This is a genomic window from Pelagibacterium flavum (genome assembly GCF_025854335.1).
In the GTDB taxonomy this organism is placed as follows: domain Bacteria; phylum Pseudomonadota; class Alphaproteobacteria; order Rhizobiales; family Devosiaceae; genus Pelagibacterium; species Pelagibacterium flavum.
On the sequence record NZ_CP107716.1, the window covers coordinates 2821754 to 2836121 of the forward strand.

Here is a 14368-nt window from a genome sequence, read left to right on the forward strand (position 1 = left end):
TATTGGGGGAGGTGAAGCGACTCGAAACAAAGGATGAGGCCTATCATGCATATTCTACGTCACGGCGGAGCCTTGCTTTCCGCCGCTCTCCTTTCATCAGTGCCGGTCTGGGCACAGGACGTTCCCCAACCCGAAGATACGACAGCCATCGCCGATAACGAATCCGTGATGGCCGAGGATTTCATGATCGCCTCGGCCCATCCACTGGCCACACAGGCCGGCTATGATGTGCTGGCGGCGGGCGGTTCGGCGGCCGATGCGGCCGTTGCCGTCCAGACCATGCTCGGGCTCGTCGAGCCGCAAAGCTCGGGGCTGGGTGGCGGTGCGTTCCTGCTCTATTGGGACGCGGCAACCGGTGAACTCACCACCTACGACGCGCGCGAGAAAGCCCCGCTGGCCGCCGATGGCGATTACTGGCTCGACGAGAGCGGTGAACCCATGGGCTTCATGGACGCGGTGATTGGCGGTCGCTCGGCCGGTGTACCCGGCACGCCGATGCTGCTTGAAACCCTCCATACCGATCACGGGACCATGGATTGGGCAGAGTTGCTCCAGCCCGCCATAGACACCGCCGAGAACGGTTTTACCGTCACCCAGCGGATGGCGGATTCGGTTGCCGGAGCCACCGGTCTCGATACCTTTGTTGAGACGTCCGAGTATTTCTTCCCCGGCGGCGAGCCGATTGCCGAAGGCTCGACCCTGACCAATCAGGCCTATGCCGATACGCTCAAGCTCTATGCCGAAGAGGGCGCGGCGCCTTTCTATACCGGCGAGATCGCCGAAGACATCGTTGCGGCGCTCAACACCAACATCAATCCCGGCATCCTCACCATGGAGGATATGGCGGCCTATGAGGTAATAAAGCGCGATCCGGTCTGCATGGATTATCGCGGCTACGAGGTTTGCGGCATGGGTCCCCCCTCCTCGGGCGCTCTGACCGTCGGTCAGATCCTGGGGGTTCTCGAGCCGTTCGACATTGCCGCCATGGAAGACGGCGTCGCGTTCCGCCACCTGTTCGCCGAAGCGTCCAAATTGGCCTTTGCCGATCGCGGGCTCTATCTGGGCGACAGCGACTTCGTCGACATCCCCGAAGGCTATCTCGATGATGCCTACCTGGCCGAACGCAGTGCGCTGATCGACCCCGACGCCTCGATGGGTACCGCCTCCCCCGGCGTTCCTCCGGGATGGGATGAGGCGCTTCTGGCCTCCGATATCGAACGTCCACGCGCCGGCACCTCGCATTTCGTCATCGTCGATGCCGAAGGCAATGCGATTTCAGCGACAACGACGATCGAGAGCGGCTTTGGCAGCCGGGTGATGACCCGCGGCTTCCTGCTCAATAACGAGCTGACTGACTTCTCGTTCGCACCGGAAGCCGATGGCGCGCCCATCGCCAACAGGGTCGAGCCCGGCAAGCGCCCGCGTTCGTCAATGGCCCCGACCATCGTCTTTGAAAACGACGCTCCGGTGCTCTTGACCGGCAGCCCCGGCGGCGCGGCGATCATCCACTACACGGCCCTGTCGCTGGTCTCGCTGCTCGATTGGGGCATGGACCCGCAGGAAGCCATCGACCTGCCGCATGTGACCAATTTCAACGGCCGCACCAATATCGAGGAGGGTGAAGGCTCTGCCGAACTGGCCGCAGGTCTCGAGGCTCTGGGCCATGAGGTCAACGTCACCAACCTCAACTCCGGCCTGCACGTCATCAAGCTCACCGATGAGGGCCTGATCGGCGCCGCCGACAAACGCCGCGAAGGCGTCGTCATGGGCGATTGATCCCTTTCATGGCTGGCGGCCCCTGTCCGCCAGCCTCCCCCCACATCTGTCAGGGCGTGTATTGGGCCCACGGCATTCACAAAAATCCTCTGCCACCCCGGCCTTGAGCCGGGATCCAGTACACTCGCCCCCGAGAAAGAACCGCCCCCTCTGCCGGCTACGGCTTCCGGTCTTCGCCCGGGATGACGGAAGGTGGAGACGGCATCGACGCCCGGGAATATTCCCGGGGTGAGAGGGCCTGTGTCCGGCCACGGCATTCATAAATGCCCGCTGTCATCCCGGCCTTGAGCCGGGATCCAGTACACTCAACACCCGAGAAAGAACCGCCCCCTCTGCCGGCTACGCATTGCCGGAATCCAGCTCAAGGCCGCGCCCCGAGCAAGGCCGGTCGCGTGTGCCTCAGCGCCCCGGCAGTTGCCCGCCCAGAATAACCGTCAATTCCTTTGCCGCCTCGGCGATCAGCCGCCCCAGCACATGCAACCGTTCGTCGCTGACGCGTACCGCGAGCCCTGAAATCGAAATCGCGCACAGCGCTTCGGCCTGAGCGTTATAGACGACCGCCGCAGCACATCTGAGCCCGGTTACGAACTCCTCATCGTCCAGCGCATAGCCCCGCTGGCGGATGGCGGCGATATCGGCGCGGAGTTCGGAGGCCCTGGTTATCGATTTTTCGGTGATCCTGCGCAGCCCGTTCCGCGATATGGCCGCATCCACGTCGGCGTCGGAATAGCTGGCGAGGATCGCCTTGCCCATGCCCGAATTGACGACCGGCGCCCTGCCCCCGACCCTGGTGATCGCACGCATGATTTCGCGGCTTTCCACCTGGGTCAGCACCACAACCTCCCCGTCGTCGACGATGCCGAGATTGACCGTTTCGCGGGTCTGGTCGCGCAGGCGACGCAAAAGCGGGAGGGCCGGCGCAACGAAATTGCGCTGGCGCACGAACGCCGAACCGACGGTGAACGCACCGCGTCCGACGTGCCACATGCCATCGGAGCGGTCGAACTGCACGAAGCGGCGCTGCTCGAGCGTTGTCAAAAGCCGGTGGACCGTGGAAACCGAAAGGCCGGTGCGCCTGGCCAAATCGGTCAGGCGATAGCCTTCCTCGTCCTCGCCGAGCACTTCGAGGATAGCCATGGCCCGGTCGATCGACTGCACGATACCCGAACGCGGCGGCGGGCTGGTCACCATTTCATTCATGGAGCCGTCCTCTCCTGAAATTTTTTACCATAATCGCATCCGTAATAATAAGTGCCGCGACAATAGGGCTATTCAGCCGGTGAACCAGTCACAAGCGGCGATACCCCCCATGCCCAATCGGACACTCGGCGATCTGCTCGAAAGCCGGCAGAACAGTTTCAACGCCGTGCGCCTGCTTGCCGCCGCCGCCGTGTTCGTTTCCCATAGTTTCCTGCTGCTGCCGTTCGGCGCACATCTCGAGCCGTTCGATGGCGCGACCTACAATCTGGGTCAGATCGCGGTGAACGTGTTCTTCTGCCTGTCGGGCCTGATGCGGTCGCGCTCTTAGCCCTCAATCGCAACCCGGCGCGCTTTGCCTGGGCCCGCACAGGGCTGGCGCTTCTGGCCGCGGTCATCACCGTCGCCATGGGATGGCTGTCATGGACGCTCATCGAGCGCCCCGCCCTGTCGCTCAAGCTGCGAGAAAACATTCTCGTCGCCGCAAACTGAAAAGGGCCCGCCGAAGCGAGCCCTTTCCAATCGTTTCGCTTGCGCGTTCAGCGCTTGCCGGCAACCTTTCCGGCAATGGCGGTCGCAGGCGGCGTCCAGCCCTCGAACGAAAGGTCGCGTTCGCCATTCTCGTCGCGGATCGAGGTCTGGAGCCCCATCTTGTTGAGCAGGCCTAGGAAGGGCTGCGGGGGCAGTTCCTCGACGTTGACCATCTTGTGGCAATCCCAGGTGCCCTTGGCGACAAGGATCGCCGCGGCCACCGGCGGCACGCCCGCCGTGTAGGAAATGCCCTGGCTGCCCACCTCGTTGTAGGCTTCCTTGTGGTCGGCGACGTTGTAGATGAAGACCTCGCGGTCCTCCCCGTCCTTCTTGCCCTTCACCAGATCGCCGATGCAGGTCTTGCCCTCATATTCGGGAGCAAGCGAGGACGGATCGGGCAGCACGGCCTTGACCACCTTGAGCGGCACCACTTCGAGCCCTTCGGCCGTTGTCACCGGCTGCTCGGAGAGCAGGCCAAGGTTCTTGAGCACGGTAAAGACGTTGATGTAGTGCTCGCCGAACCCCATCCAGAAACGGATATCGGGCACGTCGAGATTGCGCGAGAGCGAATGGAGCTCGTCGTGCCCCGACAGATAGGACGTGCGCTCGCCCACTACCGGAAGATCGTCGGTGCGCGAGACCTCGAACATCTTGTTGGTCTGCCACTGGCTGTCCTGCCAGGAATAGACCACGCCGGTAAATTCGCGGAAATTGATTTCCGGGTCGAAATTGGTGGCGAAATACTTGCCGTGCGACCCGGCATTGATGTCGATGATATCGATTGAATCGACAGTGTCGAAATACTCGTCCACCGCCAGCGCCGCATAGGCATTGACGACACCGGGATCGAACCCGGCGCCCAGAATTGCCGTCACACCGGCCTTCTCGCACCGCTCGCGCCGCTTCCATTCGTAATTGCCGTACCAGGGCGGCGTCTCACAAATCTTTTCGGGCTCTTCATGGATGGCCGTGTCGATATAGGCCACACCCGTTTGGATGCACGCCTCGAGCACGCTCATGTTGATGAATGCGGAGCCGACATTGATGACGATCTGCGACCGTGTCTTGGCGATCAGCGCCTTGGTCGCTTCGATATCGAGGGCATCGAGCCGATGGGCCTCGATAACACCGGGCTTTTTGAGGGACTTCTTTTCGAGCACGCTCGAAACGATGGCCTGGCATTTGTCCAGCGTGCGCGACGCGATATGGATATCGCCCAGCACGTCGTTTGCCATTGCAGCCTTATGAGCGACGACCTGCGCCACACCTCCAGCACCGATAATCAGCACGTTCTTTTTCAATTTTCACGAAACACCTTTTCAGAGGTTGAACCAAGCTACGCACGCTGTTCGAAATCGGGATCTCACCCCAGGTTACGACAGGCTCTGCGCGTAGTCCTCAAACGTGAACTCTTTTACGAGTTCCACTTGCCCGTCCAGGTGACGTACCGCGATAGACGGCATCTGGACCCCGTTGAACCAGTTCTTCTTGACCATGGTGTAACCGCCGGCATCGAGGAACGAGATACGGTCCCCAGCCTTGAGTTCGGTCTCGAACTGGAACTCTCCAAAAATGTCTCCGGCAAGGCAAGTTTTGCCGCAGACAATATACGTGTAAGGCCCGCTGTTGGGGGCAACATTTGTGTATTCGCTATAGGTCAGCAGATCGAGCATATGCGCTTCGGTCGATGAGTCAACGATAGCGACGTGCTTGCCGTTATAGACGACGTCCAGCACGGAAACTTCCAGGGTGGTCGATCCGGTGACCGAGGCCTCGCCCGGCTCGAGATAGAGCTGGATGGAATAGCGCTCGCTCATTTCCCGCAGCCGCGCGGCCAGCCTGTCGATCGGGTAATCGGGGTTTGTGAAACGGATTCCCCCGCCAAGGCTAACCCATTCCAATCCATGCAGAATTTCGCCGTAGCGTTCCTCGATGGTTTTGAGCAGCATATCGAGGCTGTCGTACTCGTCGTTCTCGCAGTTGAAGTGGAACATCACGCCCGAGATACGATCCAAAACGGGGTTGACCCGCTCCATGTCCCACTCGCCCAGCCGCGAAAACGGCCGCGCCGGATCGGCGAGGATGAAGTGGGAATGGGACACGCCCGGATTGAGCCGCAGCCCGATCGCCTTGCCCTGCGCCTTTGCCTTGTCGGCATAGCGCTCGAGCTGGTTGACCGAGTTGAAGATGATCTTGTCGCAGTTCGCGATGGCTTCATCGATCTCGTGATCGGCCCAGGCCACCGAATAGGCATGGGTCTCGCCGCCGAACTTTTCGGCCCCGAGCTTGACTTCATTGAGCGATGAGGAGGTCGTGCCGTCCATGTGTTCGGCCATAATGTCGAACACCGACCATGTCGCGAAAGCCTTGAGCGCAAGCACACATTTGACGCCGGAAGCCTGACGCAAATACGATATTTTTTCCAGATTTCGGAGAAGTACCGATTTGTCGAGCAGATAATAAGGTGTCTGTAGCGTCAATTCTTGCGTTCGAACCTCCTTGGTCCCCAAATGCGGGGATGGGCGACGAGCCATAAAAAAAATCCGCGCCGGATGAAACGCGGAAGATGCCCCCATCTAACGATTGGGGATCGGGGACACAAGACCCCAGCTGGAAAATTTTCGGCATCTTTTCGCCCGCATAAACCCATGCTCTAAGAGCGTCATGAAAAAACTCCTCGTCATCGGCATCGGCACGGGCAATCCCGAGCATCTGAGCATGCAGGCCATCGCAGCGCTCAACCGGGCCGATGTGATCTTCATTCCCACCAAGGGCGAGGAAAAATCGGCGCTGGCCGCCATCCGCACGACAATCTGCGAGCGCTACATCTCGCGCCCCTACGCGCTTGTCGAATACCCCATTTCGGGCCGTAACGAAGCCATCGGCGATTATACCCAGCGCGTCCTCGACTGGCACGATCTGATCGCCCAAAGCTATATCGAGATGTTCGCCAAAGCCCCAAAGGACGCCACCGGCGCACTGCTTGTCTGGGGCGATCCTGGCCTCTACGACAGCACGCTGCGCATCCTTGAATCGGTCAAGGCCAAGTCCGATCTCGCCTTCACCATCGAAGTCATCCCCGGCATCACGGCAATTGCCGCGCTGACCGCCGCTTTTGCCATCCCGCTCAACACCATCGGCAACCCGGTGACCATCACCACGGGCCGCAAGCTGGCGGCGGGCTGGCCCGAGGGCGCCGATACGGTCGTTGTCATGCTCGACGGCAAGAAGACCTATGCCAGCATCGATCCCACCGGCCTTCACATCTACTGGGCGGCCTATGCCGGGATGGATGACCAGATCCTCGTCGAAGGCCCCCTCGCCGACGTACGCGACCGGATTTCCACCACCCGCGACGCCGCCCGCGCCCGGCATGGCTGGATCATGGACATCTACCTGCTGCGACGGACCTGAAGCCGCCATGATGGATCCTGGGAATAAATCCCGGGGTGACGGCCGAGTTGGTGATGGCGATAGCGCTCCCCTCCCCCCCTGTCATTCCGGCATCCATCGCCGGAATCCATCCCAACCACGCCGCCACGATCACCGCAGCAAAGTCGGCACTCTCCCCTATCTCGCCCCGCTTCCGCTTGCTAAGAGACGCACATGACAGCATCTCCAACCCCACGCGGCGCCTGCCCGACCCTCGAAAACCCCATGGCCGTGGCCGATGGCCTGCTTGCACGCTTTCGCCCTGAAACTGGGCTTTCCCCCGACCAGCTCACGGCGTTGGCCGACGCCGCGGACGCCCATGGCAACGGGCTGATCGAGGTCACGGCGCGGGGCAATCTGCAGGTGCGCGGGCTTTCCGAATCGTCGGCCGCATCCTTTCGCGACGCGCTTGCCAATGCCGGTATCGCCGCCCAGCCCGCGCCTGCCATCGAAATCTCCCCGCTGGCCGGCGACGATCCCAAGGCCATGGCCGATCCGCGCCCGCTGGCCCGCGCCCTGCGCGCCGTCTGCAACGATGCGCTCGCCCACGGCCCGCTTTCGCCAAAGCTTTCCATCGTGCTCGTCACCGGCGGACAGGTCCTGCTCGACGGCCTCAAGGCCGATATCCGGCTCATCGCCCGCCCCGATGGCTGGGCGCTCGAATTGGGCAGCGATACGCTCGGCGAACTCAACGAAGCCGATATCCCCACAGCCGTGGCGGTCATCCTTGAGGCGCTTCAGGCCGAAGGCCCGCGAGCCCGCGCCAGCGATCTTGCCGCTCCCCCGATTGCCGCGAAAATCGAAAACCTGCGCCCGCTCACCCATTCCAGCGTCCGTCCATCGAGCTACATGGTCGGCCCCTTGAGCCTTTCGGACCATGCCCCGGCCCTGCGCGTCGGCTTGCCCTTCGGCCAGGTGCGCGCGCGCCAGGTTCGCGATCTGGCCCAGATCATGTCCGAACAGGGCGTTGCGGAAGCGCGCACGGCACCGGACCGCTCAATCGTTCTTGTCGGGTTCGACACCTCGACCCTGCGCGATCTTGCCCCGGCCCTTGCGCGGGTCGGCTATTGGACCCGCCCCGACGCAACCGGGGTGAAACTCTCGATCTGCTCGGGCGCCGAAGATACCGACGCGGGTGTCATCCAGGCTGCCGAACTGGCACAGGGGTTTTATTCGGCCGCACCGGAACTGATCGACGGATCGTTCCATATTCACGTTTCCACCTGTGCCAAGGGCTGCCCCCATGCGGGCCGTCCGGGTATCGTGCTCGATGGCAGCCAATTGACGCTTTACCGCGCACCTGACGCCAAACCGCTTGCAACGCTCGATCCTGCCGCTATTGAAACCGGCATCGTTTCTTTGGCCGATCGAATCCGCGATACTCGCCAGCCCGGCGAGACGACGCTTTCGGTTCTTGGCCGGCTGGGGCAGTAATGACGCAATATGACTATATCCGCGACGGACAGGAGATTTACCGCCAGTCCTTCGCCACCATCGGTGCCGAAGCCGACCTTTCGCGCTTCTCGCCCGCCGAGGCCGAGCTCGCCGTTCGCATGATTCACGCCTGCGGCATGGTCGAGGCCGCCAACCATTTCCATTTCGCCCCCGGCTTTGTCGAAGCGGCGCGCGGCGCGCTCGAACGCGGCAAGCCAATTTTCACCGATGCCGAAATGGTGGCGCGCGGCGTCACCCGCTCGCGCCTGCCGGCGGACAATGAAGTGATCTGCGAGATCAACAATATCGAGACCCCCTATCTGGCGCAGGACCACGGCAATACCCGCTCCGCCGCCGCCATCCACATCTGGCTGCCGCGTCTCGAAGGCGCCGTGGTCGCCATCGGCAACGCGCCGACCGCGCTCTTTCATCTTCTCGAACTGCTCCGCGACGGCGCGCCAAAGCCCGCCGCCATCATCGGCATGCCGGTCGGGTTTGTGGGCGCAGCAGAGTCAAAACAGGCACTTAAGGACAATTCCTACGGCGTTCCTTTCGCCATCGTCGAAGGCCGTCTTGGTGGCAGCGCCATGACCGCAGCCGCGCTCAACGCGCTTGCGAGGCCCGGCATATGAGCCAGACACAAGGCAGGCTGATCGGGGTGGGCACCGGGCCGGGCGATCCCGAGCTTTTAACGCTCAAGGCCGTGCGCGCCATTCTCGATGCCGATGTCGTCGCCCATTTCCTCAAGCGCGGTCGCCCCGGCAATGCCCGCGCCATCGTCGCGCCCCACTGGCCGGAAAACGCCATCGAATTGCCGCTGGAATACCCGGTCACCACCGAAGTCCATCGCCACGATCAAAGCTACAAGAGCCAGATCGCTGCGTTCTTTGACGATGCGGCGCTGCACATCGCCCACCATCTCGATCAGGGCAAGACAGTCGCCGTGCTCTCGGAAGGCGATCCGTTCTTTTACGGCTCCTACATGCACATCCATGTGCGCCTTGCCCCCGCCTACCCCACAGAGGTTATCGCGGGCGTCACCTCGCTTTCCGGTTGCTGGTCGCAGGCGGGCGTGCCGCTCATGCAGGGCGACGATATTTTCACCGTGCTGCCCGGAACGCTCGATCTTACCGACCTTCAAACCCGTCTCGGCTCGACCGATAGTGCCGTCATCATGAAGGTCGGCCGCAATCTGCCCAAAATCCGCGAGGCGCTCAAAGCCGCCGGCAAATTCGACAGCGCCATCTATGTCGAGCGCGGCACCATGGACAATGCAGTCGTCCTGCCGCTTAAAGACCGTGACGACAGCCCCGCCCCCTATTTCAGCCAGATCCTGGTTCCTGGCTGGAAGGCGCGCCCATGAGCGGCACGCTGTACGTCATCGGCACGGGTCCGGGCAGTCCCGAGCAGATCACGCTCGAGGCGCAGGCGGCCATTGCCGCCTCGAGCCATTTCTTCGGCTACAAGCCCTATATCGAGCGGCTGAACTTGACGCCCGATCAGGTCGCCGTGCCCTCGGACAACCGCGAGGAACTCGACCGCGCCCGCGCAGCGCTTGCGCTGGCCGCGGAGGGCAATACCGTCGCCATGGTTTCGGGCGGCGATCCGGGGGTCTTTGCAATGGCCGCCGCGGTCTGCGAGGCAATCGACACAGGCGCACCCGAGTGGCGTGGCATCGAACTTATCATCGTCCCCGGCGTCACCGCTATGCTGGCAACAGCGGCCCGGATCGGCGCCCCGTTGGGCAATGATTTTTGTGCCATTTCGCTTTCGGACAATCTCAAACCGTGGGCGATCATCGAAAAGCGTATCCGCGCCGCCGCCGGCGCCGGTTTTACCATCGCATTTTATAACCCCATCTCGAAATCGCGGCCCTGGCAACTGGGCAAGGCGCTTGAAATCCTGCGCGAAATTCTGCCGCCCGAAACCGTCGTATCCATTGGGCGTGGCGTGGGAGTGCACCGAGGGTCCATTGGGCGTCAGGCGCTCTCCGAGGTGAAGCCCGAGACCATCGACATGTCCACCTGCCTCATCATCGGCAATGCCCTCACCCGGGCTATCGAGCGCCCCGAAAAGCCCGATCTCGTTTACACACCGCGCTGGGTGCCCGAACATGGCTGACCGCTGGCTCACCATCGTCGGCATCGGAGAAGACGGGCTCGATGGTCTCACCGATCTCACCAAGTCGTTGATTGCCAATGCGGAAGTGGTGTTTGGCGGCGAGCGCCATCTGCGCCTCGTCCGTGGCATGAACCTCGCCGAACAGCGCCGCTGGCAAAGCCCGATCGAAACCTCGATCGAAGAAGTCGCCCGGCTGCGCGGCCGCAAGCGCGTCTGCGTCCTCGCCAGTGGGGACCCCTTCCATTACGGCATCGGCGCCACTCTGGCCCGCCGCATTCCGGCGGCGGAAATGCTTGTAGTTACAAGCCCTTCCTCGTTTTCTCTCGCCGCCGCCCGCATGGGCTGGCCGCTTCAGGACGTGACCACCCTGTCACTGCACGGACGACCTATCGAGCTGGTTCTGCCGCACCTCCATCCGGGCCGGAAAATCCTCACCCTGACCTCAGATGAAACCGAACCGGCCCGGATTTCGGGGCTTTTGACCGAGGCCGGGTTTGGCCACAGCGCGGTAACGGTTCTCGACGCCCTGGGCGGCCCGCACGAGAAGGTCCGCACCACGCTCGCGCAATCGTTCGATTTCGAAAACATCAGTCCGCTCAACGTTCTGGCAATAGATATCCTCGCGGACGAAAATGCGCGTATTGTTCCGCTGACGCCCGGCCTGCCCGACGACTGGTTCGATCATGACGGGCAGATCACCAAGCGCGAAATCCGCGCGCTGACCCTTTCCGCCCTTTCGCCCCGACGCGGCGAATTGCTGTGGGACATCGGGGCCGGTTCGGGTTCGGTGGGCATCGAGTGGATGCTGTCGGACCCTTCGCTGTCGGCCATCGCCATCGAGGCCGATCCCGTACGCAGTGCCCGCATTGCGGACAATGCGGCTCTGATGGGCGTTCCGGGGTTGACAATCAGAGTCGGGCGCGCGCCGCAAGTCCTTAAAAAACTTGAGCAACCTGACGCCATCTTTATTGGCGGCGGCGGCACCGAGGATGGCGTCGTCGATGCCGCGATCGCCGCCCTCAAGCCCGGAGGCCGTCTGGTCGCCAACGCTGTAACCCTTGAAATGGAAGCGCTTTTGGCGCTGCTCCATCAGCAGATGGGCGGCAGCCTCACCCGCATCCAGATCGCCCGCGCCGAGCCACTGGGCACCATGAGCGGCTGGCGCCCCGCCATGCCGGTCACCCAATGGGTGTGGGTCAAATGAGCGTCCATTTCATCGGCGCCGGACCCGGCGCGGCGGATCTCATAACCGTACGGGGGCGCGACATCCTAAGCCGTTGTCCCGTCTGCCTTTATGCCGGATCGATCGTTCCGAAAGACCTTCTCGACTGGTGCCCCAAAGATGCCCGCCTGGTCGATACCGCCCCCCTCTCGCTCAATGAGATCGAGGCCGAATATCTCGCCGCCCACGCCGCCGGTCTCGACGTCGCACGCCTCCATTCCGGCGATCTTTCCATGTGGAGCGCGGTCGCCGAGCAGATCCGGCGGCTTGAAGCCCATTCCATCCCCTATACCCTCACGCCCGGCGTTCCGGCCTTTGCCGCAGCGGCGGCGGCCCTTGGGCAGGAGCTGACCAAGCCCGCGCTCGCACAAAGCCTTGTTCTGACACGCATTTCCGGCCGCGCGTCCGCCATGCCGCAGCGCGAAACCCTCGCCAATTTCGGCGCCAGCGGCGCCACCCTCGCCATCCATCTGGCGATCCATGCGCTCGATGAAATCGTCGCCGAACTTACCCCGCTTTACGGCCCCGATTGCCCCGTCGCCATCATCGCCTGGGCAAGCTGGGACAAGGAAAAAATCGTGCGTGGAACGCTCGGCGACATCGCGGACAAGATCGCGGCGGATCCCATCGAACGCACAGCCATCATCTTTGTGGGCCAAACACTTGCGGCGGAAGGGTTTTCCGACAGCTCGCTTTACGATGCCGCCTATCAGCGGCGTTTCAGGGGCCGGGACTAACCGACATCCCGCCCCCATCGCTACTCGGCCGCCATCACCCGGTTGCGGCCAGCGGCCTTGGCGGAATAAAGCGCGCCATCGGCCCGGCGAACCAGATTTTCCGGTGTCGAGGGACCTTTGGCCAGATCGTATTCGGCGACGCCGAGACTGGCCGTAACCTCTATTCCCAACTCGGAGGTGGCCGCCCCGGCGATGGCGGTCCGGATACGTTCAGCCACGGCTTCCGCGCCCGTTATATCGGTATCGGGCAGGATCACGGCAAACTCCTCGCCACCATAACGCGCGGCCAGGTCGGTTGGCCGGAGCAGGCTCGCCCTCAGGGCGTTTGCCACCATGACCAGACAGCGATCTCCGGCCTGGTGGCCATGGAGGTCGTTGTAATGTTTGAAGCGGTCCACATCGAGCAGGATCAGGCTTAACGGCGTGCCAGCGCGCCCGCACCGGGCCATGTCGCGCTCCAGTGCATCGTCGAATACCCGACGATTGGCGAGCCCCGTCAGGGCGTCGGTCGAGGCCTGCCGCGAAAGATCGGCATTGGCTTCGATCAGCGCGCGTTCGGCAAGCTTGAGGTCGGTGACATCGGTGACGATGACCAGAGCGGAATCATTGCTGGCCAACTGGTTGCGCAGTTGGAGATAGCTGCCGTTAAACAGTTCCACCGTAACGACGTTTGGAACCCGCAGCAGGCTGGCGACGCGCTCCGCCCAACCTTCAATATCGTCTTCGGGGATGCCGAGCTGCTCGCCGGAGCGCGCGCATTCGAGCAGGATGTCCTTGATGTGCGCGCCGACCACGCGGACATGCTCGGAACGTGGAAATGCCTTGCGGTACTGTTCATTGCAAAACACCAGATAACCGTCGCGATCGAACAGAGCCAGTCCGTCGCTCATTTCCGACATGGCCAGCGAGAGACGGTCCCGGCTTTCGATAAGTTCGCGCTCGAGTTGTTTGACCCCGGTAATATCGACCGTCATTCCCGCAAGACCGACGATCCTGCCATCCTTTCCGGTCAGGGGGACTTTCGAGGTCCGATACCAGCGACGCTCTCCGGATTTTTCAACGATTTCCTCCTCCAGATCCAGGACAGAGGTCCCACTCTCTATGATCCGGCGTTCCTGTTCATAGAGGTGCTGGGCTCGGGCGGGATCGGTAACATCGAAATCGGTCATTCCAATCATCTGGGCAGGATCGGAATATCCCTGGTGGCGGGCGACAGCCTCGTTGACCGTCAGAAACCTGCCGTCGACATCCTTGACGTAAAGAAATTCAGGCGCCTGTGCCAACGCCGCGCGCAGGATGGACCGGTCATAGCCCGCCTGACGGGCAGCAAGCATGGTGAGCCCCATCATCAGCGTGGCCAAAAGGCTGAGTACCGTGCCGGGCAGGATGAGCTCGCCGGCTTCCTCGAGACTGACAATCCTTGTGAGGACAAAGATTATGAACAGCAGGAGCAAAGCCATCGCCAAGGCGAGAAAGACTATCCACAACGGGTTGGGCAATGACGACCGGGCCGAAGCCCTGACCGCAAGGCCGACAAGAGCGGCCGCCGCCATATGGGCAATGCCCAGCGACACGCCGGCCCCACCTTCGAGCAACCGATATGTTCCGGCCATGACAATGGCAATGACGGCGACCAGGGGACCGCTGAAGAATGCGCCAACCGCCACGACGCATGTTCTCAGATCGTAAACCACGCCCGGCACGATCTCGACGGTCAGGAGCATTGTCCCGATAGCCGCGCTGCCAACCAGAACGCCTATACAGAGCTTGCGGACAATCCAACGCTGCTTGTCGAGCCAATCAGAGGCCAGGGACCATATGGAGGAAAACAGGGCCACGACGGCCAGGTTGGCAATAAGGGGCTGCCAAATTTCGGACACGCTACGCACTAACCTCTTTGGTCGTTGTTTCGGCCCCC

The 14368-nt window shown here is 62.4% G+C and carries 13 protein-coding genes; 9 read left to right on the forward strand and 4 right to left on the reverse strand.

Annotation, left to right across the window (positions count from 1 at the left end; translation table 11 throughout):
* Positions 1 to 45 precede the first annotated feature (45 nt).
* Positions 46 to 1776 carry a gamma-glutamyltransferase gene (gene ggt / locus OF122_RS14275; protein ID WP_264224860.1) on the forward strand — a complete coding sequence of 577 codons (1731 nt, stop codon included), beginning with the start codon at positions 46 to 48 and terminating at the stop codon, positions 1774 to 1776.
* 399 nt (positions 1777 to 2175) lie between these two features.
* Here the strand turns inward: ggt and OF122_RS14280 are convergent, their stop codons facing one another.
* Positions 2176 to 2976, reverse strand: a complete 801-nt coding sequence (locus OF122_RS14280) for an IclR family transcriptional regulator (RefSeq protein WP_264224861.1) — start codon at positions 2974 to 2976, stop codon at positions 2176 to 2178.
* 109 nt (positions 2977 to 3085) lie between these two features.
* On the opposite strand from OF122_RS14280, the gene OF122_RS14285 reads away from it, so the two are divergent.
* Complete coding sequence (locus tag OF122_RS14285) at positions 3086 to 3304, forward strand: hypothetical protein (protein WP_264224862.1); 219 nt, start codon at positions 3086 to 3088, stop codon at positions 3302 to 3304.
* A gap of 208 nt (positions 3305 to 3512) precedes the next feature.
* Here OF122_RS14285 and OF122_RS14290 read toward each other — a convergent pair whose 3' ends face one another.
* Positions 3513 to 4805, reverse strand: coding sequence for a saccharopine dehydrogenase family protein (locus OF122_RS14290; RefSeq protein WP_264224863.1), 1293 nt, complete (start codon positions 4803 to 4805; stop codon positions 3513 to 3515).
* A gap of 72 nt (positions 4806 to 4877) precedes the next feature.
* Positions 4878 to 6038, reverse strand: a complete 1161-nt coding sequence (locus OF122_RS14295) for a carboxynorspermidine decarboxylase (protein WP_264224864.1) — start codon at positions 6036 to 6038, stop codon at positions 4878 to 4880.
* 130 nt (positions 6039 to 6168) lie between these two features.
* Between OF122_RS14295 and cobF the strand changes: the two genes are divergently transcribed.
* The 7 genes from cobF to cobM all read left to right on the forward strand — a co-directional run bounded on the left by cobF (position 6169) and on the right by cobM (position 12450).
* Positions 6169 to 6918, forward strand: coding sequence for a precorrin-6A synthase (deacetylating) (gene cobF / locus OF122_RS14300; protein ID WP_264224865.1), 750 nt, complete (start codon positions 6169 to 6171; stop codon positions 6916 to 6918).
* 192 nt (positions 6919 to 7110) lie between these two features.
* On the forward strand, positions 7111 to 8370 hold the full coding sequence (locus OF122_RS14305) for a hypothetical protein (RefSeq protein ID WP_264224866.1): 1260 nt from the start codon (positions 7111 to 7113) through the stop codon (positions 8368 to 8370).
* The gene (locus OF122_RS14310) at positions 8370 to 9002 is read left to right on the forward strand and encodes a precorrin-8X methylmutase (RefSeq protein WP_264224867.1); all 633 of its coding nucleotides are present in this window, start codon (positions 8370 to 8372) and stop codon (positions 9000 to 9002) included. The genes OF122_RS14305 and OF122_RS14310 overlap by 1 nt, the downstream gene beginning before the upstream one ends.
* A complete protein-coding gene (locus tag OF122_RS14315; RefSeq protein ID WP_264224868.1) occupies positions 8999 to 9733 on the forward strand; it encodes a precorrin-2 C(20)-methyltransferase in 735 nt (244 codons plus the stop codon). The genes OF122_RS14310 and OF122_RS14315 overlap by 4 nt, the downstream gene beginning before the upstream one ends.
* Positions 9730 to 10491 carry a precorrin-3B C(17)-methyltransferase gene (gene cobJ, locus OF122_RS14320; protein ID WP_264224869.1) on the forward strand — a complete coding sequence of 254 codons (762 nt, stop codon included), beginning with the start codon at positions 9730 to 9732 and terminating at the stop codon, positions 10489 to 10491. The genes OF122_RS14315 and cobJ overlap by 4 nt, the downstream gene beginning before the upstream one ends.
* The gene (gene cbiE, locus OF122_RS14325) at positions 10484 to 11695 is read left to right on the forward strand and encodes a precorrin-6y C5,15-methyltransferase (decarboxylating) subunit CbiE (RefSeq protein WP_264224870.1); all 1212 of its coding nucleotides are present in this window, start codon (positions 10484 to 10486) and stop codon (positions 11693 to 11695) included. The genes cobJ and cbiE overlap by 8 nt, the downstream gene beginning before the upstream one ends.
* Positions 11692 to 12450, forward strand: a complete 759-nt coding sequence (gene cobM / locus OF122_RS14330) for a precorrin-4 C(11)-methyltransferase (protein ID WP_264224871.1) — start codon at positions 11692 to 11694, stop codon at positions 12448 to 12450. The genes cbiE and cobM overlap by 4 nt, the downstream gene beginning before the upstream one ends.
* A gap of 20 nt (positions 12451 to 12470) precedes the next feature.
* Here cobM and OF122_RS14335 read toward each other — a convergent pair whose 3' ends face one another.
* Positions 12471 to 14330, reverse strand: coding sequence for a diguanylate cyclase (locus OF122_RS14335; RefSeq protein WP_264224872.1), 1860 nt, complete (start codon positions 14328 to 14330; stop codon positions 12471 to 12473).
* Positions 14331 to 14368: the final 38 nt, after the last annotated feature.